General features: G+C 34.7%; 22 protein-coding genes and 2 pseudogenes. 16 read left to right on the forward strand and 8 right to left on the reverse strand.

Features of this window, described 5'->3' with window-relative positions; translation table 11 throughout:
* Positions 1 to 244: 244 nt before the first annotated feature.
* From ACIQXJ_RS07560 to ACIQXJ_RS07570, 3 genes and pseudogenes are all read right to left on the reverse strand, one after another.
* A complete protein-coding gene (locus tag ACIQXJ_RS07560; RefSeq protein WP_403051635.1) occupies positions 245 to 1,477 on the reverse strand; it encodes an MFS transporter in 1,233 nt (410 codons plus the stop codon).
* Between the two features lie 73 nt (positions 1,478 to 1,550).
* Positions 1,551 to 2,180 carry a LysE family transporter gene (locus ACIQXJ_RS07565; protein WP_403051638.1) on the reverse strand — a complete coding sequence of 210 codons (630 nt, stop codon included), beginning with the start codon at positions 2,178 to 2,180 and terminating at the stop codon, positions 1,551 to 1,553.
* Positions 2,181 to 2,478: 298 nt separating this feature from the next.
* Positions 2,479 to 2,688 (reverse strand): annotated as a pseudogene (locus ACIQXJ_RS07570) (manganese catalase family protein); the annotation flags it as partial.
* Between the two features lie 537 nt (positions 2,689 to 3,225).
* Here ACIQXJ_RS07570 and ACIQXJ_RS07575 point away from each other — a divergent pair.
* Together ACIQXJ_RS07575 and ACIQXJ_RS07580 are read left to right on the forward strand one after the other, a co-directional pair.
* Positions 3,226 to 3,723: a DinB family protein gene (locus ACIQXJ_RS07575; protein ID WP_403051641.1), complete on the forward strand. Its 498-nt coding sequence runs from the start codon at positions 3,226 to 3,228 to the stop codon at positions 3,721 to 3,723.
* A 269-nt stretch (positions 3,724 to 3,992) separates the two neighbouring features.
* The gene (locus ACIQXJ_RS07580) at positions 3,993 to 4,202 is read left to right on the forward strand and encodes a hypothetical protein (protein WP_403051644.1); all 210 of its coding nucleotides are present in this window, start codon (positions 3,993 to 3,995) and stop codon (positions 4,200 to 4,202) included.
* A 643-nt stretch (positions 4,203 to 4,845) separates the two neighbouring features.
* On the opposite strand, the gene ACIQXJ_RS07585 is transcribed toward ACIQXJ_RS07580, so the two are convergent.
* Positions 4,846 to 5,076 carry a gamma-type small acid-soluble spore protein gene (locus ACIQXJ_RS07585; RefSeq protein WP_403051647.1) on the reverse strand — a complete coding sequence of 77 codons (231 nt, stop codon included), beginning with the start codon at positions 5,074 to 5,076 and terminating at the stop codon, positions 4,846 to 4,848.
* 313 nt (positions 5,077 to 5,389) lie between these two features.
* Here ACIQXJ_RS07585 and adhP point away from each other — a divergent pair, with 313 nt between their 5' ends.
* The 3 genes from adhP (at position 5,390) to ACIQXJ_RS07600 (ending at position 8,326) form a co-directional block, all read left to right on the forward strand.
* Positions 5,390 to 6,406, forward strand: a complete 1,017-nt coding sequence (adhP, locus tag ACIQXJ_RS07590) for an alcohol dehydrogenase AdhP (RefSeq protein WP_403051650.1) — start codon at positions 5,390 to 5,392, stop codon at positions 6,404 to 6,406.
* Positions 6,407 to 6,813: 407 nt separating this feature from the next.
* Positions 6,814 to 7,146 carry a PadR family transcriptional regulator gene (locus tag ACIQXJ_RS07595; protein ID WP_403051653.1) on the forward strand — a complete coding sequence of 111 codons (333 nt, stop codon included), beginning with the start codon at positions 6,814 to 6,816 and terminating at the stop codon, positions 7,144 to 7,146.
* The gene (locus tag ACIQXJ_RS07600) at positions 7,127 to 8,326 is read left to right on the forward strand and encodes a DUF2812 domain-containing protein (protein WP_403051656.1); all 1,200 of its coding nucleotides are present in this window, start codon (positions 7,127 to 7,129) and stop codon (positions 8,324 to 8,326) included. The genes ACIQXJ_RS07595 and ACIQXJ_RS07600 overlap by 20 nt, the downstream gene beginning before the upstream one ends.
* 288 nt (positions 8,327 to 8,614) lie before the next feature.
* Here ACIQXJ_RS07600 and ACIQXJ_RS07605 read toward each other — a convergent pair whose 3' ends face one another.
* Entirely contained in the window at positions 8,615 to 8,950 is a 336-nt protein-coding gene (locus tag ACIQXJ_RS07605) for a winged helix-turn-helix transcriptional regulator (RefSeq protein WP_403051659.1), read from the reverse strand.
* A gap of 170 nt (positions 8,951 to 9,120) precedes the next feature.
* Between ACIQXJ_RS07605 and ACIQXJ_RS07610 the strand changes: the two genes are divergently transcribed.
* The 7 genes from ACIQXJ_RS07610 (at position 9,121) to ACIQXJ_RS07640 (ending at position 14,213) form a co-directional block, all read left to right on the forward strand.
* Positions 9,121 to 9,477 carry a flavin reductase family protein gene (locus ACIQXJ_RS07610; RefSeq protein ID WP_403051662.1) on the forward strand — a complete coding sequence of 119 codons (357 nt, stop codon included), beginning with the start codon at positions 9,121 to 9,123 and terminating at the stop codon, positions 9,475 to 9,477.
* A 20-nt stretch (positions 9,478 to 9,497) separates the two neighbouring features.
* Positions 9,498 to 9,734 (forward strand): hypothetical protein, encoded by a 237-nt coding sequence (locus tag ACIQXJ_RS07615; RefSeq protein WP_403051665.1) that lies wholly within the window; start codon positions 9,498 to 9,500, stop codon positions 9,732 to 9,734.
* Between the two features lie 93 nt (positions 9,735 to 9,827).
* A complete protein-coding gene (locus tag ACIQXJ_RS07620; RefSeq protein ID WP_403051668.1) occupies positions 9,828 to 10,247 on the forward strand; it encodes a hypothetical protein in 420 nt (139 codons plus the stop codon).
* A 213-nt stretch (positions 10,248 to 10,460) separates the two neighbouring features.
* On the forward strand, positions 10,461 to 10,787 hold the full coding sequence (locus ACIQXJ_RS07625) for an ArsR/SmtB family transcription factor (RefSeq protein ID WP_403051671.1): 327 nt from the start codon (positions 10,461 to 10,463) through the stop codon (positions 10,785 to 10,787).
* A complete protein-coding gene (gene arsB, locus ACIQXJ_RS07630; RefSeq protein ID WP_483869683.1) occupies positions 10,780 to 11,838 on the forward strand; it encodes an ACR3 family arsenite efflux transporter in 1,059 nt (352 codons plus the stop codon). The genes ACIQXJ_RS07625 and arsB overlap by 8 nt, the downstream gene beginning before the upstream one ends.
* 95 nt (positions 11,839 to 11,933) lie before the next feature.
* Positions 11,934 to 13,289, forward strand: a complete 1,356-nt coding sequence (locus tag ACIQXJ_RS07635) for an FAD-dependent oxidoreductase (RefSeq protein WP_403051674.1) — start codon at positions 11,934 to 11,936, stop codon at positions 13,287 to 13,289.
* A gap of 576 nt (positions 13,290 to 13,865) precedes the next feature.
* Positions 13,866 to 14,213, forward strand: coding sequence for a hypothetical protein (locus ACIQXJ_RS07640; protein WP_403051677.1), 348 nt, complete (start codon positions 13,866 to 13,868; stop codon positions 14,211 to 14,213).
* 133 nt (positions 14,214 to 14,346) lie between these two features.
* On the opposite strand, the gene ACIQXJ_RS07645 is transcribed toward ACIQXJ_RS07640, so the two are convergent.
* Entirely contained in the window at positions 14,347 to 14,553 is a 207-nt protein-coding gene (locus ACIQXJ_RS07645) for a hypothetical protein (protein WP_403051680.1), read from the reverse strand.
* A 276-nt stretch (positions 14,554 to 14,829) separates the two neighbouring features.
* On the opposite strand from ACIQXJ_RS07645, the gene ACIQXJ_RS07650 reads away from it, so the two are divergent.
* Positions 14,830 to 16,629 (forward strand): S9 family peptidase, encoded by a 1,800-nt coding sequence (locus ACIQXJ_RS07650; protein WP_403051683.1) that lies wholly within the window; start codon positions 14,830 to 14,832, stop codon positions 16,627 to 16,629.
* A gap of 358 nt (positions 16,630 to 16,987) precedes the next feature.
* Here the strand turns inward: ACIQXJ_RS07650 and ACIQXJ_RS07655 are convergent, their stop codons facing one another.
* A complete protein-coding gene (locus ACIQXJ_RS07655) occupies positions 16,988 to 17,263 on the reverse strand; it encodes a YqhV family protein (protein ID WP_401011394.1) in 276 nt (91 codons plus the stop codon).
* Positions 17,264 to 17,559: 296 nt separating this feature from the next.
* Here ACIQXJ_RS07655 and ACIQXJ_RS07660 point away from each other — a divergent pair.
* Positions 17,560 to 17,679 (forward strand): annotated as a pseudogene (locus ACIQXJ_RS07660) (aldo/keto reductase); the annotation flags it as partial.
* Between the two features lie 184 nt (positions 17,680 to 17,863).
* Here the strand turns inward: ACIQXJ_RS07660 and ACIQXJ_RS07665 are convergent.
* Complete coding sequence (locus ACIQXJ_RS07665; RefSeq protein WP_403051686.1) at positions 17,864 to 18,760, reverse strand: LysR family transcriptional regulator; 897 nt, start codon at positions 18,758 to 18,760, stop codon at positions 17,864 to 17,866.
* A 118-nt stretch (positions 18,761 to 18,878) separates the two neighbouring features.
* Here ACIQXJ_RS07665 and ACIQXJ_RS07670 point away from each other — a divergent pair, with 118 nt between their 5' ends.
* Positions 18,879 to 20,072 carry an MFS transporter gene (locus ACIQXJ_RS07670; protein ID WP_403051689.1) on the forward strand — a complete coding sequence of 398 codons (1,194 nt, stop codon included), beginning with the start codon at positions 18,879 to 18,881 and terminating at the stop codon, positions 20,070 to 20,072.
* Between the two features lie 366 nt (positions 20,073 to 20,438).
* Positions 20,439 to 21,344: an NAD(P)/FAD-dependent oxidoreductase gene (locus tag ACIQXJ_RS07675; RefSeq protein WP_403051692.1), complete on the forward strand. Its 906-nt coding sequence runs from the start codon at positions 20,439 to 20,441 to the stop codon at positions 21,342 to 21,344.
* Positions 21,345 to 21,627: the final 283 nt, after the last annotated feature.

Raw genomic sequence — 21,627 nt, forward strand, 5'->3', positions numbered from 1 at the left:
TTTTGGTTTTAGTTATTCCTTAATGTTGTAAGGCTGACATTAGACCAATTTTTTGACGGGCTGCAATAGGGAACAGAGGATAAGACTGATCTCAGGAGCATAGAGTTAACAGCTACCGCATTAATGGACAATTTCCATGTTTAGAAAAGGGATTTTCCTTTTTATTTTTAGTATGAAATCTCGATAAAACTAAGTGCTTTCAAAAAAGGACCTTCAACCTCAATAACTGTCAGGTCCTTATTTTTTATGCCATTTCATTGGTTTTTTCAATATCTTCTACTTTGATAAACTTCAAGACAACAAACAGGAGAATGAATCCCAATACACCTGCCGTAATATAGCTGGCATTGAGATAGTTTTTCATGACTAGTGACATAATAGGAGGACCGGCTGCAACGCCTATAAATCGTGCCGAGCTGTAAAAAGATGATACTGTTCCTCTTAACTCTTTTCTAATATTGTCCGTAATAATTGTGTCAAGTGCAGGCAATAGTGCACCGATAGCAATCCCCGCTATACTCGTTACGATTAATAAAAGAATCAGTTTTTTGCTTGTAAACCCAACGAAGACAATACTGACAGACATTACAATCAAGGAGACAATGATTATTTTTTTAATTCTCCCCAGATTTCCTTTAATTTTTCGACCAGATATAAAAGAAGCTATACAAAGTAATAAAAGCGGGATGGCCAGGACAAAGCCTTTTTTAATCCCTTTAATATCATGAACTTTTTCGAGGTTTTCGGACAAGAAAAATAGCATACTAAACAATATAAGCATTACGAGGACCCCATTAAGGAATACGGTATACAACCATTTTCCTTCCTCCTTGAAAACCTTTTTTGTATTACGTAAAAATTTTTTGAACTTCAATGGTTCATCATCATCTTTAGGAGCTTTAACGAAGAAAAAAATAAGTACAATCGAAATCAAACTAAGCGCTGAAATGGAAAAGAATGGCAGGAACCATAAAAAAGCAGCAAATATTGAACCTAAAATGGGACTCAACACTTTCCCAAACGTGTTAGACGTTTCAATAATCCCTAATGTGGAGCTTATTTTTTCGTCATCATCCTGATAAAGATCACCTACAAGAGGCAATACGATCGGCATGGCACCAGCCGCCCCAATTCCCTGAATAATTCTGCCAGCAATAATCATTGCGTACGGGTCATCCATTTTCCATGAAGCAAATCCAGCAACCAAACCACCGATTAAAGCTAAAATTAAGCTCGGTAATATTACTATTTTTCTGCCGAAACGATCCGATAAATAGCCAGCTACGGGGATAAGAAAAATAGCTGCGACTGAATAGCTTGTTATAATCATGCTCGACTGAAATGATGTGATTCCGACCTTATCTTCCAGTTTCGGTAGCACGGGAATAAGCATCGAATTTCCCAGTGTCATGATGAGGGGTATGGAAGTCAAACTTACAATACACCAGATACTTATATTAACCTTCTCTTTGTCCATTACCACACCTCGACTAATATTCTTTTAAAGGTATGGTTTCCTTTCGTGTTCATTTTATGCGCTGTTGTTAAGTTTATTGGAATAACACTTGATAAGCCTGCTTGCCAAAGTAGAGCCCGAAACCAATCATTAATAAGGCTGAGATAAAAGAGACCGTTTTCAGAAGTTTTGTGGATAATAATTTACGAGCGACACTAGATAAAAAGGAATAAATAAAATCTACTAAAATAATGCCAATTAAAATGGCGATACTGACCAAAATGATTTCATATCCTGCAGAGATATCAGCTGTTTTTGCAAGTATGGAGCCGTATATTCCCAGCCAGAAAAGGATGGTTAGGGGATTCAAAAAAGACATGAAAAAACCGGCTATGAGGGATTGTCTCAGTCTTGTTCTTTTACTGGTTTTCGAATCCATCTCAATTTTATGTAGCGACAGTAAACTTTCAATACCGGTGTACAAAAGGACAAAACAGCCGAAAGACCAAAGTATTGTTTTTAGCCAGATGGAATTGATAAATTGTCCAATTCCAAAATAGACGATAAACATATATATAATATCAGTGGCTATGGCACCCAGACTAAAAAACCATGCATGAAAAAAGCCGTTTTTTAAACCTGTATTTAATAGGACAGTCTTAACAGGTCCAATGGTTGCAGCCATTGATATACCTAAAAAGATATGGGCAAATATAGAATTCATAAAATAGCCTCCAATTATCAAAATGTACTTGCATTTTATTCGAAGGCAATGACTTTTAGGACAATTTAAAAGGGCAATTCTAATAGGGTTTTTGGTTTTGTATTCTCTGTTTTGGAGGTTTTTGTTACTATGTGTCGCATCCATATGAACAATTCGAACATACCGCATATGGACTTTTATAAATAAGGGTATTGATGACAAAAGGGACTGCCCTAGGTCATTTTCTTTGTTTTAAGTATATGCATGGGTATGGGATGAACGATCATTATCTTAAAATTAACCGTTATATGAGGGACTGTTACAGATACATGACTTCTATAAATTTTTTTTGATTTCTGTCATCTTTTAAAATTTCTACAGCCTCTCTAAAACGCTGGGAATGGATAACCTCTCGCTCACGTAGAAACTTCAAGCTATCATTTAAATCCGTATCATCTGATAAAACGATAATCCATTGATAAGTTGCACGCGCCTTTTCTTCGGCAGCAATATCTTCATTTAAATCAGCATCACGACTTCTTAATAGCTAGGAAGCACGTAAAACCTATAATATAAACACTTAATGGAAAGGTGATCGATTATTGAACAATTCGAAAAAGAGAAACGATACAAAACAAAGCGTTGCAATAAATGCAACGCTTTGTTCTGAGGATTATAAATAATTTTTAGAATTTAAAAGATAGTATCATTCTTTATATCGATATACAAGGTCCCATCCTTTTGGACTTCTGCATAAAATACATCTACAGTGTTAATACCAGCTGATTATAATTGTTAATCTAGCCATTTTCCATCAAATTAGCTTTCTTAAATTTTCTTTGTTGATTTTCCCCCTTTAGCCTTATTGAGAGTAAATATGTTTTATTACAAAAAGCTTCTAACCATTGATATACTAAGGATTATAGAAAAATTTAAAATGCTATTATTAATGGATTAGAAATAGAAGCTTTAATCGATGAAGGATTAACGCTTTTTTTGTTGAAGTTATCAAAAGAAATAAATCAGGCAGATTGTTATAGCTAACGATAAAGGAGGAGAGGAATAAATGGTTAAACAATTAATTATCGGCGACGTAACACAAGAATTATCTTCTACACGTCGCATTTTGGAACGCTTGCCCGAGGAGCATATGTCATGGCGGCCACACGAAAAATCGATGACGCTTGGCGGACTAGCCACACACCTGATCAACCTATTAAATTGGCAAATCGCAATATTTCAGTACCAGGACTTTGATCTTCTTACAGTGCCGCTACGGCGAGAGGCTTTAAAAAAACGCGCTGACATTCTGGATGAGTTTGATATTAACGTCGGCAAGCTTGGAAAGTTACTGTCCGAATGCGACGAAAAAACGCTTGGCGAAGAATGGACACTACGCCATGGTGATCATATCATCCGCCGTGAGCCACGAGCGATTGCTTTCCGGACCTTTGGTATAAGCCACATGGTCCACCACCGTGCGCAGCTTGGGGTATACTTACGCCTACTCGATATTCCAGTGCCAGGTTTCTACGGTCCTTCAGCAGACGAGGAAGCCAAATGAACTTGTAGAATAGCTATTCAATAAAAGGTAAAGGTAGTCATAAATAAAAATAAACACAACCCCCTTACTTATGTAGTAAGGGGGTTGTGTTTCGGCCCTAATCATAATAACGCTACCTAATGTTTTTAGTTTAATTAGATACCTTTCATCTGTTTTATTGTGTGTCAGCTCATGTTATAATGAGGAGCTTAAGATAATTAAGACTTTTTTATTTGAACGGATGCTAAAAGAAGCCTCCGCAGAACGATAAAGTATAGAGGTGTATGAGAATGAATAAACGTTGGACGATTGGTGAAATTAAAAAATTTGTTGAAAACAATTCGGAAAGTAAGTTGCTATCGACGGAGTATCACGGTTTTTCTCAAAAGTTACTATTCAAATGTGCATGTGGTAATAACTTTGAAAAAACATTTGCGAAATTTAAAAATAAAAACCAAACAAAATGTGAAGTATGCCAACCTATAAAAGAATCACGCTAAACGTAGTGCCGATTTTTATTTTAAAATAATTGGCGTTATTTTTATTAGCTTGATTTAAATCACCTTATTCCTATAGTTACTTTATAGATGAGGTGATTTTTTGGATCTTTTATTACTGAGTAGATTTTGATAGTTGATAATATTTGTGAAGAGGTCATTCCTTATTGAACTGATGAGTTGAGTTAGTTCAATAATAAGAATTAACTAACCGGATTGATAAAAGAATTTTCAAATTGAGTAAATATCTGTTGCAATACAAAACACAAAATCTTAATATCAGAATAAAGTTATATTCTGATAAGTCACCTTACTTTAAAGAGGTGATTTCCTTTTAAATTATATATAAGTAAATGGTTATGTAGAGAGGGCAGATAAATGGAAAACACACTAATTGAAAAACAAATAAAAGCAGTAGCCGATTTGAATCAGCTATGAGGAAACATTAAAAAAAACGTGTAAAATTGGATTTACTAGAAACAGGCTTATGTAGTATTAATCTTGTCATTGTCAAATCAATTAAATATATGTTGTAAAAAAGGACTGTTAGTGCATGCTAACAGTCCTTTTAACTCAAAAGCTTTGAACAACTGAAGAAATAATTCAAAAAAACCGGCAAAATAATTGCCGGTTTAGGAGCTTAAACTTATTTTGAATTATTTTCGTTTGCATAACGACCAGAAGCATATTTTTTCTTCGCTTCTGCTTGTTGATTTTGTTGTTTCACATGATTTACATCGGTTTCTGTCCCAAATTCCACATCCATTGATTTCATCGAGTTCGTGGAACCAGAAGCATATTTTTTCTTCGCTTCTGCTTGTTGATTTTGCTGTTTCACATGATTTACATCTGTCTTATATTGATTATTGTTAGCCATTGAAAATCACCTCCTGCAACTAGTCTGTACAGAAGATGATTTAGTATCCTTAATTTATTTTAGAAAAGGTTAACAAATTTCATTGAGGAAAAGTAACTTTGATAACTAAACAACGACCATCTAGATATAAGATATTTCACTTTATATAAAAATATAGCAATTTTTTAGGAACCTTGACTTATTTTTTATGAATTTATCTAAATATATTGTATTCATTTTAAATCTTTTTTAAAATGGAAGCGAATTCACATTTAAGTGCATGCACGATTATTAATTAACATGAATTTCTTACTTTTAAGGAGGCATATTAATTATGAAAGCAGCAGTCGTAACAAAAGACAAAAGTGTAAGTGTGGAAGAGAAAAAACTTAGATCATTAAAACATGGTGAAGCATTAGTGCAAACAGAATTTTGTGGCGTATGTCATACAGATTTACACGTAAAAAATGCTGATTTTGGTGATGTAACAGGAATCGTTCTAGGACATGAAGGTATTGGTAAAGTTATCGAAGTGGCTGAAGGCGTTACTTCTCTAAAAGTTGGTGACCGTGTATCAATCGCTTGGATGTATGAAAGCTGTGGACACTGTGAATATTGCACGACAGGTCGCGAAACACTATGTCGTGACGTGAAAAATGCAGGTTACACAGTAGATGGTGCTATGGCTGAGCAGGTTATCGTATCAGCTGATTATGCTGTAAAAGTCCCTGATAATTTAGATCCAGCAGCCGCTTCTTCTGTAACTTGTGCAGGCGTTACAACTTACAAAGCTGTGAAAGTATCAAATATCCGTCCTGGGCAATGGATCGGGGTATTTGGTATTGGCGGTCTAGGTAACTTAGCTGTCCAATACGCTAAAAATGTTTACGGTGCAAAAGTAGTTGCATTCGATATAAATGATGATAAGTTAGCGTTTGCTAAAGAAGTAGGTGCAGACGTTGTCGTAAACTTATTAAATGAAGACCCAATTGCAAAAGCGAAAGAACTGACAAATGGTAGAGGTTTAGATGCTTCAGTAATTACAGCGGTAGCTAAAACGCCATTCAACCAAGCTATCGATGTTGTAAAAGCTGGCGCACGCGTTGTCGCTGTTGGTTTACCTGTAGATACTATGGATTTGAATATCCCACGTTTAGTTCTAGACGGTATTCAAGTAATTGGCACATTAGTTGGTACACGCCAAGACTTACAAGAAGCATTCCAATTTGCAGCAGAAGGTAAAGTAGTACCGAAAGTAACATTACGTAAAATAGAAGAAATAAATGAAATTATGGAAGAAATGGAACAAGGTAAAATTACTGGCCGTATGGTTATTGACTTTACAAAATAATTGAAATGTTCATTGCAAGACAAGTGTAAATTTAATTTACACTTGTCTTTTTATTGTTATGGATATTTTATGTAAGCTAAGTAAGCTTGTAAGCAGATTACACTATATGCCACATAATTTTGTTTACTTAAAAATATACACCTTTGTCATATAAAAATCGTGATAAAATTTAGTGTTGTTCCTCCTTATGTTTAGTTGAAATTGAGAAATTTAGTTGAAATTGAGAAAAATACATTAGGCTGTTAGTTCTTTATCAAATCATCTAACATATAATTTTTTTCACAACAATTTACCACGTACAAAACTATTTATATTTATTTACATTAGATATACCATTAAGTACTATTATGTTATACGATATATCGTATAACATAATAGTTTGTAGAATGAAAGAAGGTTTGTAACCGATGGCATATAATGGTGGACCGATGACAGAAGCAATGTATTATGTATTACTAGCGTTAATGCGTCCTAACCACGGGTATCAGCTTATGCATTCCATTACAGAAGTTTCGAATGGCCGATTAAAAATGGGACCGGGGACACTTTACGGTGTACTCTCCCGAATGCAAAAAGACGGTCTTATTTCATTAGCGGAAGATGATGGCAGAAGGAAGACCTATCAAATTACTACAGAAGGAGAGCAAGCGCTGCGTTGCGAGTATAGTCGATTAAAAGCGTTGATAAAAGATAGCACCATTTTAGAGGAAGGTGATGAGCATGAAAACAATCGTCCGTAAACTTCGACCTAGTGATTTATGGCGCATCGGTGAACATGAATCTTGGTTTTCAGACATGGCTGCAATGGGATTCCATCTAAAAAAGATGGGGTTACATTTCGCCCATTTTGTTAAAGGTGAACCGAAAAAAATGAGGTTTAGAATAGATGTATCCATTAATAAGAAGATTACGCCAGAACAAATACAGATGTATGAGGAAAATGGATGGGATTATGTGACAAGCTATAATTTTTTTCACGTATATTCTTCACCCGTTGAACTCAATGCACCAGAACTACATACAGACCCCGCTGAGCAATCTTATACATTAAAGGAACTGGATAAGAAATTAGTGATGAATGCATGTATAGCTACTGGTGCCATGATTTTAATGATCGGTATGTTGTCTGCTCTTTGGTTTCTTGATGGAACACCTACCCTCATTTTGGTTCAAGGATTCGCTATTCAACAATCTATTGTAACCGCCTTTATCGGATATACGACCTATAATGCGCTACAAGCAGCTTTTTCCATTCGTACTTTGCGAAAAAACCTTATCGAAGGAAAACCGATTGATCATCATGCCCCTTGGAAAAAGCACTACCGATTAAATTCAACTTTAGCTTTCTTAATTACAGTAGTTATTGGATTGAGTGCAATATTTCCATTGTTACAGCTTGTAAAAGGTGAGACGAAAACATTGCCCAAAGAAAATGTGGATTTACCCATTGTCAGATTAGCAGATGTCGAGAAGAATCCTGCTTTAGTTCGAGGAGAAACTTCATATATGAGGGATAATGTTGATTGGGAAAACCGGTATACATATAATTGGGGTCCATTGGCACCGGTGCAATATGATACAGATGAAAGTGGAATCGTTCCCGGAGAAATGTGGGAAGACTGGAGTGGTGAATATTCACCAAGTATTCGTACTAAGGTATATCAGTTGAGCATATCGGCTCTAGCGGATAATCTGATTGCTGATTTAATAAAAAGATATAGGTATGGGGATAATCATGAAGATTTTGTTGAAATAAATCATCCACAATTAGATCTTTTGATTGTTCATGAGGAGGGGTCTTCAAAAGAAGTATTTGCTTCTAAGGGTAAAGCCGTTATATATGTTCGTTACAATGGATATGCAGAAATAAATTCAATAATAGAAAACATAATAGTGAAGATTCAATTAATATCAGAATAAAAATTATTCGATTTGTAGTGGACTGATTCAAACTCTTTTTTAGATGAATCAGGTCAAAAAAACATCTCTAACATAAGAAAAATTTAAATGCGGTACTGAAGTAACATCAAACAAATTGGTCCCTTCAAAAAGGCTTAGTAGATATTCCTAAGCCTTTTCACACACATTCGCTTGGGTTAGTGCTACCTCAGTATAGAGAGCCTCTAGCTTGGCAAAATCAAATAAGAATAGCCCAACTCAGCACTTTTTATTTGTCCGGAATCTTGACTTAGAGCTACATAGCACTTTTCATATTTGATTTACCACGCCCCATTTGCACATTTCCTCTAATATTGGCATTAAACTCTTTCCTTTTGGCGTTAAGGAGTATTCCACTTTCGGAGGAATTTGAGGGTATTCTTCTCTGTGAACAATTCCGGAGTCCTCTAGTTCTCTTAACTGAGAACTCAACATCTTGTGAGTGATAGCTGGAATTTTCCGCTTTAACTCTCCATAACGTAAAATCGTATCAGAGGATAATTCATACATAATTTTCATTTTCCATTTGCCACCAATTAACGATAATGTGAAGTCAAAGGGTCTTTGTTTGTTGTCTCGCGTGAAATTATTACTTAATTCTGGCAATAATATTACTCTCCTTTAAGTAAGTACCTAACAAACAAGTGCATACTAGTTTTATTTGTATTCGAGTATATAATTTAGGATGGAATTATGAGTATTTCAGAAGTCTATAATAATTCTATTATAGAATCGCCATATTACTTAATCAAATATAGTTGAAGGAGGATGAATAGATGTCTAAAGAACAGAAACTTATATTTAATACAAATGATTTAAGCGAGGATGAGATGTATAAATTGTTAATTGGCTCTGTAATACCAAGACCGATTGCATGGGTTTCATCCAAAAGTAAGGACGGTATTTTAAATTTAGCACCATTCAGCTTTTTTACAGTTGCTTCTCGAAATCCACCAACACTTTTGATCTCAATAGGACCAGGCGTTAATGAACGAATGGGAAGCATAAAGGATACGTTAACGAACATTCGTGATGTAAAGGAATATATAATTAATATGGTACCTGAGCAGCTTGGGGAAGCGATGTATCGTTCATCGGCTAGTGTAGAGCCAGAGAAAAGCTTGCTGGAGTGACTGTCCAGAATGGTAAAGTTTTGAATGTACCAGCAGTGCTAGAAGCGCCAATCTCGATAGAACTACAGTTAGACCAAATTATTCCTGTCGGTGGAGATTATTTAGTGCTTGGAAAAGTTGAATGTGTCCAAATAGACGAAGCAATCTATGCAGGTAACTATAAAATAGCTATCGATAAGTGGAAGCCGCTTGCTAGTTTGGCAGGTGATTTTGCCGGACTGATGCCTTCATTTTCATATGGGCAAAACTTTCGGTAATGCTTCTATCGCAGTATAATCATAACGGTCATAATGAAAGGGGGATAATTCCCTTTCCTCGCTAACATTGACTCTATTAAAGGAGTTTTGAAAATGAGTATGGTAACTTATATTGGCTTAAATTTTCCAGTAAAACTTAATGAGTATTATACAGAGGAAGTTGAAATTAATTATGTTTTCTCAGACGAAGAACATCGTTATGTAGTTAAGCAGAAGCATTTTTCTACGCCCTATATTTATGAAGTTTTTGAAAAAGGTGAACCTCTGTGGCAAATAAATAAATATCAAAAGATTCATTCAACTCATAACTATGAAAAATCAAAAAAGACTTTTCAACAATTATGTCTTTTACTAAAAGAGTTGCTTCCACAAGGTGATTATTGTGAAATCTTTATTTGTTGGTTGGGCGAAGAAGGTGCAGAGCGTGAGAATTATTTAAAAATTGATTTAAACAATCTACAAATAGAAGCAATAGAGATTTTAGAAAAATGCTTCATCAGAATAGAAAACTAATAACTTAAAATAAAATTGCCACTACTTTTTTAACTTATTAAACTAACGGCGTTGTAAAAAGAAATTTCAAATTGAGTAAATATCTATTGCAAATTCAAACATTAAATCATAATATAAGTATATAGTTATACACTGATAAGTCACCTTTCTTTAACGAGGTGATTTTATTTAAAATAATATATAAGCAAATGTTTATATAAGGGGTGCAGATAAATGGAAAACACACTAATTGAGAAACAATTAAAAGCAGCTGCAGATTTGAATCGCATTAAATTACTTGCATGCATGAAAAATGGGGAGGTATGTGTATGTGATTTTGTGGATGTTCTAGGCATATCACAACCAGCAGTTAGTCAGCATCTACGAAAATTAAAGGAGGCAGGTATTATTACGGAACGTAAAGTAGGGACTTGGAAACATTACCGTTTAGTAGAGGTACAAACGCCACTAATGAAAGGTATTTTAGAACAAATTCAGCCTTTAAACGGGTGCAATTGTGGAACAGATTGTAGCCATGTGGGGGGTACAGATCGTGAGTAATACGTCTTTAACCAAACAGCTTTCTTTTCTAGATCGTTACCTTACCCTTTGGATATTTGTTGCGATGGGTATAGGCGTTTTATTGAGTATTACGATGCCCAATATTGGTGAAGCACTAGAGTCCATGTCTATTGGTACTACATCTATACCGATTGCTATAGGGTTAATTGTGATGATGTATCCCCCTTTAGCGAAAGTAAAGTATGAAGAAATGTGGCGAGTGTTTAAGGATTGGAAAGTGCTTTTACTATCCCTTTTTCAAAATTGGTTACTCGGACCGTTCTTAATGTTCTTTTTAGCCATCATCTTCCTGCATGATTATCCTGAATACATGGCTGGACTCATTATGATTGGTCTAGCTCGCTGTATTGCCATGGTCATTGTATGGAATGATTTAGCGCGTGGCGACCGTGAATACGTAGCTGGTTTAGTTGCTTTTAACTCCATTTTTCAAATCGTGACGTATTCAATTTTTGCTTACTTTTTCTTAAATGTATTACCTGGTTGGTTTGGTTTAGAAAATTTCCATGTATCTATTTCTATGTGGGAAATTACAAAAAGCGTACTTATATACTTAGGTATTCCATTTGCTGCAGGGTTCCTCACACGATGGATAGGGATAAAAGCAAAAGGAAAACAGTGGTATGAAGAAAAGTTCTTACCGAAAATTTCACCACTTACTTTAATTGCACTGCTGTTCACGATTGTGATGATGTTTGCTTTAAAGGGTGAGCAATTAGTAGAACTGCCACTTGATGTAGTGCGAATTGCTATTCCATTATTTATTTACTTTGTGATCATGTTTGCTGTGTCATTTTTCTCTTCCCGTAAAGCTGGGGCATCCTATCCTGTCACAGCAGCTCTTTCATTCACAGCGGCAAGTAACAACTTTGAGTTAGCGATTGCTGTGGCTGTTGGCGTGTTTGGTCTTCATAGTGGAGTGGCATTCGCCGCTGTTATTGGTCCACTTGTAGAAGTACCTGTTCTCATAGGTCTTGTTTGGGTTTCCTTACGTTGGCAAAAAAAATATTTTAAAACCAGTAAATTATAAGGAGCAATCCATATAAACTTTTTAAAATAAAGGATAGCTAAATGCTTTTTATATAAGCAAATGCTTATGTAAGAATAAAAGAGGAGAAGTTAATTATGAAATCACTAAAAGTAATCAATCAAAATGGATCTTGTTGTACGCCTGCTACCGATATTGAGGTACAAAAGGGCATGAATAATTCGAAAAATAATTTACCCATTGTAATAATTGGCGCAGGCCCAATTGGATTAGCTACAGCAGCTCATTTAGTAGAACAAAAGCAAGCTTTTATTTTACTAGAAGCAGGGCAGGAAATAGCACATAATATTCGTAGTTGGGGCCATGTTACGTTATTTTCTCCATGGCGATATAACATCAATAAAGCTGCCAAAGCTTTATTAGAGAGTTCCGATTGGGTAGAACCTAATTTAGATACGTTACCTACGGGACATGAATTAATTGATTTCTATTTAAAACCTTTGGCAGAGTTAGGACAAATAAAGCCTAACATTCAATTAAAGGCAAAAGTAGTAGGGATTTCACGACAATATAATGATAAGATGAAGTCAAAAAATCGATTAAATCAATCTTTTAACGTTTATGTAGAAAAAGAGGATGACATCAAGGTCGTAGAGGCGAGAGCTGTCATAGATGCGACAGGTACTTGGGCCAATCCAAACCCAGCGAATTCTACAGGAATATGGCTACAAAATGAAAAAGCATTAGCAAATCACATTGAGTATGGTATTCCAGATATAAGTTCGAATTTTAAGAGATATGCCGATAAGAAGATTGCTGTTATTGGTGGTGGTCATTCAGCAATCAATACGTTACTGTCACTTGCAGAATTACAAAAAGAAAATCCCTCAACAAAGTTAGTATGGATTATGCGAAAAAATTCTGTAGAAGAAGCCTATGGTGGCGAAGAAAAAGATGCATTAGTAGCACGAGGGGCACTCGGTGTACGTATTCGTGAATTAGTAGATACAGGTAAAGTTGAGGTAGTAACACCTTTCTATATTACTCAGGTTAAAAAAGAAGAAAAAATTAACATTATTGGTGCTTTAAAAGGTAAACAGAACGTATTAACAGGATTCGATGAGCTTATCGTTAATGCAGGTAATCGTCCTGATTTTTCATTGAACAGTGAACTGCGCCTATCTATTGATTCAGCAACTGAAAGTGTGCAAGCATTAGCACCACTAATTGACCCTAATGAGCATAGTTGCGGAACAGTACGAGCACATGGAGAAGAAATACTAAGACAACCAGAAAAAGACTTCTATATTGCCGGTGCAAAAAGTTATGGCCGCGCACCAACATTTTTAATGGCAACAGGCTATGAACAAGTCCGTTCAATAACATCTTACTTATCTGGCGATGAGGAAGCATCAAAACGTGTGGAATTGGATCTTCCAGAAACAGGCGTATGTAGTATTAATCTTGTCAATCAATCAAATACATGTTGTTAATTTATCGACTGTTAGCGAAAGCTAACAGTCCTTTTTAGAACAATAAGAGGGAAATGGGATGGTAGGGGATGAAGGACATCATGCAATATTGCGTTTTGAAGTTGATGTCTACAATCGGATGTTACTATGAAGAGTTATCTCTAAATCATCTGGTACAAATGTACAATTGGAACCATAAAAAATATAAAGAACAATATTGCATAGTATTGGAACGATAATAATATAAATTATTCTTAATTAAAAATACTTTTGATTTTTGAACACAAGAGACTTATTCAATTCCTTTTAACGTTTTATTACTTTATGTAAAATTCAGTAAAACATAGAAGGTATTTTTTGCATTGTGAGAGCGATTGAGATGGGCTACGGTACGTTTTACTGAATCTCGATACGTTCTATAGCGTTAATCTTATGTGCAAATGAACGCGGACATGAATTTACTGCAACCCGAAAATGCATTAAATAAGCAATTTTTTAGAAGATGTCTGGACATGTTGATGGATAAGAACAATCTCAGTGGGATAAAATATTTGTGAACTTATAAGGTTCAAATTTCAAGGATTGGGAGGACTAAATATGTCATCTGAAATGGGAGAAACACCTCGTACTGGTCGAGACATTAACGACGGAATTGTACATTTTGGTGGGCAAGCTGAGAGTGTTTTTAGTTCATTAGCTGAACAAGCACGAATTTCAATACAAAAGAAAGCAGACGACCTAGCTGCACAGTACCTTGATAATAAACCTAATCCAGACTATTATGAATGTGTTGAAAGTGTAGCAGAGGGAGTTTTGACAGCAGGGAACGAAATAAAGGCTAGCAGTGGTTCTTGGGGAGAATCGGTAGATGCAGCACTTGAGGCTGGGGTTGGAACTACCGCAGCAAAAATAGCATGTAAAAGAATCTCGATGGCTGAACATTAATTTTTGAAAAGCGTAGGCGTAAAATGCTTATGCTTTTTGCTATTTATTGATTTCTTTTATCCTCTCCGCATAGCAATAAATTTGCATAAAAAACGCAGCTAATAGATAGCCACGCTTGATAGTGTAATAAACGTTAACTCATCAAATTGTGAACATGAGCTTCAATGGATTTAAGTTGATCTTTGTTAATTTTACTATGAGGTTGTGGTTGAAACCATTGAACTTCATTATCATGAAAGATTCCTCTATAGTCATTCCCCTCAATGTTTATTTTAAATTGAAAACGTTCGTGAACGTGACCTTCAAACAGCGGCGAAATTACCTCAAAATTTTGTAGCATAATGACAAACTCCTTTCATCTTTTTTTATTGAACTTTTAGTATTCCCTAATCTAATTAACTTAACAACCAAAAATTAAAGAATAAGGTGCAAAAGATTAGAAATTCATAAGAATAAAACAACAAAGTGTATCTTTTAGGTTCATAACTTTAAAGATACATACATATATGAAAATGTAGAAACAGTATTGATATCTTATTATACATTGAAGTGTAATAATGGTATTTTATAAATAGATAGACTTTTCGCTCAATTTAAAAAAGTAGGAGGTTTCATTATGATATCTTTTTCTAAACCAGATGTAGAACAGTTTTTACGAACATTTTCAATTGGTGATTTTGCGGTTAGTCCAGATGAAAAACAACTAGTTTTTAGTACCAATTTAAGTGGCAAATATAATTTATGGGCCCTGAATTTACCGAACACGTTCCCGACGCCGCTTACTTTTATTGACCAAAGCTGTCATGGCCTTCTCTATGATAAACAAGGACGGTTCATCATTGCCGGTTTTGACCAAAATGGGAACGAAAATACGCAATTTTATGGACTTCCGCTTCAAGGTGGGACAATGAAGAAAATTATTTATGAAGAAGGAACTCGCAATATGGGACCAATTTTATCAGAAGATGGGACCAAGCTTTATTATACATCTTCGAAAGGAAACCCAACGTATTTAAATGCTTATGTCTATGACTTGGTGACTGGCGAGGAAGAAACAGTTCTTGAGGGAAAAGATGCACCCACTTTTTTACTCGATTTTAGCCCGAATGAAGAGGTAGCCCTCTACTATAAACATTTTGCTAATACGTATACACTCCTATACGCCAAACGAGGAGAGGAACATATTCTTCTGACACCGCCAACAGATCAGCAACATACGGTCAGTGACGCAGTTTTTGTCTCCGATGAGCTCATCTATTTACTAACGAATTACGATGCTGACTTTACGTATTTGGCTTCGTATAATTTAGAGACAAATGAGTTTGTAAAATTAAAAGATTTGGAGAATGAAAGCTTTACTACGTTGAAATATGACAAAGAAAAGCAGCGCCTTTATGTAATCAGTGAAAAAGGAGTAGAAGATCATTTATACATGTATGATTTGCTATCGAATAATTGGAAAGAACTAGATTCACCATGCAGTGTCATCGAAAAACTTATAGTTACAAAATCCGGTAATTTATATTTATTAGGAAGAAGCGCTACAAAGCCGCATAATATTTATCAACTTAAGGAAAACGGATGGACATCTTTAACGGAATACACAGTTCCAGGTGTAGATCAAAGAGAATTAGTTGAGCCAGATGTGATTACTTATTCATCCTTTGATGGACTTGAAATAGAGTCCTTATTTTTCAAAGCTAAAAAGGAAAATGATAATGGTGAAATCATCTTTTGGCCGCATGGTGGTCCGCAAGCTGCAGAGCGTAAATTTTTTAGAGCTTCCTTCCAATTCTTTTTAAATCATGGGTATAGCATCTTTGCTCCAAATTTCCGTGGTTCAACAGGCTATGGATTGGCTTTCACGAAAATGGTAGAAGGAGATTGGGGACACGGTCCACGCCTTGATAATGTTGCTGGGCTCGACTGGCTCATAGATAACGACTACGCGGAAAAAGGCAATATTTTATTGATGGGGGGAAGTTATGGAGGTTACATGGCCTTATTGCTTCACGGTAGACATGCTGATTATTTCAAAGCCGTAGTAGATATATTTGGTCCATCTGATCTGTTCTCATTTATCAACTCGGTTCCTGAAGACTGGAAGCCAGTTATGGATCAATGGGTAGGAAACCCTGAAAGAGACAAGCAAAAACTCATTGGATACTCACCAATTACTTATCTAGAAACTATGGTGAAACCAATGTTAGTTATCCAAGGAGCGAATGATCCACGTGTTGTGAAAGAAGAATCTGATCAAATCGTGCAAGCTTTAAGAGATAAAGGTCGTGATGTCGAGTATATGCTTCTTGAAGACGAAGGACATGGGTTCTCTAAAAAAGAAAATGAAATTGCTGTTTATCAAAAAATCCTCTCATTTTTGAATCAATTCGTTGAATCTAAAGTGAAAGCATAATGATACGTTCATGGGAATAAAACCCCCGGCAGAGAAAATGACAATGAGAATATTTTAAAATTCTTTCTTTAAGTAAGGGTTTGAAGTTAAATGAAAAAGACTAGGTTCTACTTGGGTAGGACCTAGTCTCAATTGAAATTCAAATATAAATACTATAATTAAATAAGCTAATTGCCCTAAAGTGCATATTGTTTTCGCATTTTACTACCATTGGTATATTGGTATACTGATATGTATGTTGTAATTGAGCAGTGAATTTTAAGTAAATATGTCCCGTTTTAATGTATAATAATGTAATTAATATCGTTACAAAACATACGTATTAAAGAATTTTATTAATTTTTACTTGACTTTATTATTACTTAATATGTGAGCTAATAAGAATAAGTGTAATTCCCGTAAATAGACAAATGATTCTCGCCACAGGGATTTTATCAGCTAGTCCAAATAATGCAATTGCAGTCGTGACGATTAAAACTGTTGGACCAACCAATGCAAGCATGGTATTAATATAGAAAGCTTTTTCTAAACTATTAAACTTTAGCATCAAAAATCCAGCACTTACTTCAATACTTCCAGATAGTACGCGTAAAATCACCATAGCAAGAAGAGATTTTTCAATAATTGTCATCATCCTATCTTTATAGAAAATTTTCGCTTATTATATTTGCATCATTAGTATAATTATAGACCTCTGTTTTAATGAAATATTAAAATCAATATATGTATGATTCTAATCAAATAGAATCATTTTATATATCCATTTTCTGTTTTTAAAAAGAAATAGTCTAGGTACATATAATACATAATTTATCGTTCAAGAGGGGATAATTCGCTTAAATAATGCTAATTATCGCTAAAAAGTTGAAAAGGAGTATTTCTCCTTTTCAACTTTTTTAGTGTGTCAGGATTGTCTGCAAACTATCGAGCAAAGTTACTAGGGAAGACAAGAAAGATATCGCGACATTAAACGAAGGAGAAAGCCAATTCTTCACTCATGCTGATCCTGAAATGATTCGCTGGATGGCAAGTCGCAAAATCGATGTTTAATAACATACGTTATATTATTATCCATCACAAATATCTTAAAGATTTTTCAATCAAAAAAAGAAGCCATTTTGATCAATTTTTCCAAAATGGCTTCTTTTTGATTGCAATAGAATGCGGTTTTGCATGAAGTTTTTAATCAAACTTTATTTCGAGGTAGAGGATGAAGGAGGTAAAAGGAAGTATTTTATGCATTAAAATACGCAAGCATTCGTTGGATCAATTTATCATTCGTCTGATTTCGATCGTAAATGGCACCAAAAGATAAGGAAAAATTAAAAGGATATCCGATTAACGGTATAGCCTTAATTCTGCCACTATCTATATAAGGATCGTCTTCAATCATCATTTTTGAGACAATACTAACACCCAGACCAGCGGCTACGGATTTTTTTATTACTTCCGGGTTATAGGAATGAAATATAGTGGATATTTGACCATATTTCTCTTCAAATTCCTTCATTAAGTTTCTATAATAATGTTCTCCATATAAAATAAAGGATTCACTTAGTACATCTTGTAATTGAATCTCGGAGTGTATCGCAAGAACTGATTTTGCTGAAACAAGAAGATAAAAATTACTTTGTAGTTTTAATGGATGGAAAATCAGCTGATTGTCTAACGATTGTGATTCATTTGTTAATGTGATAAATCCAACATCTGCTTTTTTTTGCATGATTGCTTTAATCACATTATGATTTTCCATTTCTGAAATCGAGTAATGTACAAGTGGAAAATCTTTTTTGAAATTTACCAACGCATCTGGTAACAGGGTCATAAAAATGCTCGGAATAGTAGCGATTTCAACTTTTCCTGAAAAGGTTGCATTTTTGGATTGAATCTCCATTTTAAGTTTATTAGATTTTTGCAAAATATCCATTAGCTTTGGAATAATCCACAGACCATCTTCAGTTGGGAATGTACCATTTCGAGAACGTTGAAATAATTGAATACCTAGTTCCTTTTCAAGCATCGAAATGGACTGGCTAATTGCAGATTGGGTGACATGCAATTGTTGTGATGCAATCGACATCGATTTATTCTCGACAATTGCTTTAACATACTCAAACTGTTCAAAATTCATCGGAGTCCTCCCATTAGTAAAACTAATACAAAACATCATTAAAGTTAATTATACATTAAATTAATTTAACTTTATAATAAATATCGTTATATTTTTAATAGAAAGTGGGGAGGCAGAATTGGGTCGACCAAAAATTTGGACAAAAAATTTCTTGTATCTTTGCGGTAGTAATTTTTTAATTGGTTTGATGTTTTATATGCTGGCGACAGTTTTTCCTCTATATGTACAATCAGGAATGAATGGTAACCAACAACAAATGGGTTTAGTTATTACGATATATGTAATTGGTAGTGTAATAGCACGTATTTTTTCAGGTGTATGGGTGGACCGTTTTGGTAATAAGAAAATAAGTATAATAGGATTTACTATATTTTTTATTGCTACGATATCCTATTTTGGTGTAATTAATGGGATTATTTTATTTTTATTTGTCCGTTTTATTCACGGGATGAGTTATGCCGTTGCTTCAACAGCAACAAACACAGCAGTAGTTTCTGTCTTACCGCGTTCTCGTCAAGGTGAGGGAATTGGATACTTTAGTATGTTTCTTAGTTTAGCCATGGTTGTTGGACCCTCAATTGGTCTACTTTTATGGGAAAGTGAAAACATTAATTTGCTTTTAATTGTAGTTTCTATTCTCTCTGCAATTGCATTACTTTTAGTAGCCCGTGTCAAACTACCAGAAATAGTAAAACCAGAAACAACCAAAAAGAAAAAATTAAAATGGAATGATATTATAGAAATCAAAGCGTTGCCAATTTCTCTCGTTTCCTTTTTCTTATTTTTCTCCTATAGTTCATTATCAGGCTTTTTAGCATCATATACGAAGGAAATTCATCAATCTTCTATAACTGGTTTATTTTTTATTGTCTTTGCCTTAATGATTGTTGTTTTTCGCCCAGTAGTTGCTAAACTATTTGATCGCTTTAAGGAACATTATATATTTTATCCATCAATCATCGTTTTTACGATAGGTATGTTTTTGTTAAGCCAGGCTCATTCAGTAACGATCATTTTAATTGCAGGCATTCTTATGGGGCTTAGCTACGGTATTCTGTTCCCTTGCTTCCAAGGACTTGCGATCAAACAATCGCCTGCAGTTAGAAGTGGTGCTGCTACTGCCACATTCTTTTTACTAAATGATCTTGGATATGGTTTAGGCTCTTATTTCATGGGGTTCACTGCATCCATTAGCAGTTATCGAATAATGTATGTCTTTGCGGCTGTTATTTCATTAGTTTCATTAGTTATTTATTTGTTTTTATATCACTTCCCAGATAAAAAGCATCAATCGGTTCAAACGGAAATTTAATGGAGTAATTTCGATTCATTGGAGCTCACAATTATAGGTGGGGAAGTTTGGTATCAAGAAGTAAGCTAGCCCAACGACTAAAGAGTAAATATCCCTCCAAACGTAAAGAACTAGCATGGTGCAGTAGGTTTTTAACTGGAGAAACAGAATGGCTAGCCTTATTTGTTGAAAGCTATGATAAATAATCAAACAATAAACGTATCGAATTTTTTATTTCGATACGTTTTTATGTTGATGTTATTTAGTTAGTGTAATAAGGTATCAAAACTTAGTGTGGAAAGAATGGAAATTCATGATGGGGGAATACTGTAGTTCTCTGTTACAAATACAATTCAAAAGAAGACGATATTAATACGGAGGTAAAAAATGAATGTCCTTGATTGTATCATTATAGGTGGAGGTCCTTCTGGCTTAAGTGCTAGCTTAACATTAGGAAGGGCCAGGAGAAACATTGCATTATTTGACGATGGAACAAATAGGAATAAAGTGACACAATCGTCACATGGATTTATTACTCGAGATGGGATAAAACCACAAGCGTTTAAAGAAATAGCGTTAAAAGAGGTGGAGAATTACCCATCCGTATCTTATTTTACTGCAACAGTTACTGAAATCATTAAGGAGAAAGGTAATGAGCGATTTACTGTTAAAACATCTACTAGTCAGGAATTTGTTTCAGAAAAAATAATACTCGCCACCGGTATTCAAGAAATATTTACGATACCAAGTATAAAGAAGTTTTATGGTAAAAGTCTTTTTAGTTGTCCGTATTGTGATGGCTGGGAGCAAAAAGATAAGCCATTAGTGGTTATTGCAGAAAAAGAAGAGCATGTACTGCATCTGACTAAGTTAATTTATAATTGGTCGCAGGATTTGGTTGTCTTAACGAATGGAGTTCAATTATCTAAAGAAGGTAAAATGAAGTTACAAATACACAATATCAAAATTATATCGGAAAAGATAAAAGACATAATAGGTAATGACGGTTACTTACAAAAAATAGAGTTTGAATCAGGAGCAACAATTATAAGATCAGGTGGATTTGTTGCCCCATCTTATTATCGCCCAAATCAATTTGCTGAGAAGCTAGGCTGTGAAATTCATGAAAATGGGAAAGTTATAACAGATGGTGTTGGTAGAACATCCCAAAAAAATGTATATATTGCAGGGGAAACCGAAAGATCTAAACCATCCTCCTTAATGATTTCAGCTGCTAAAGGTAATAAAGCTGCGGTTTCAGTAAATACCGATCTAACGATGGAGCGCTTCTGATTCGTCATAAGACCTTCTGCTTCAACTAAATAGGAACTTAGCTAATATAATTACACATCAGCGCCAATGTGTTGCCACATATACTTCAAACATTGTGTTAGAGTTAATATAACAAATCAAGAAGAACGGATTTTGATTTTAGAATTCGTTTTTTCTTTGTTGTTTAAAAAGGATTGAAGGTTTTTTTGTTGAAGTTTTGAACTAACGGCATAGCTTTCCTAAAACAAAAATAGGTTGTCATTTTTAGTTTTACAAGGTGAGGCAACAACCAATAAAATAAGCC

The organism is Lysinibacillus sp. NPDC097868 (genome assembly GCF_044761135.1).
In the GTDB taxonomy this organism is placed as follows: domain Bacteria; phylum Bacillota; class Bacilli; order Bacillales_A; family Planococcaceae; genus Lysinibacillus.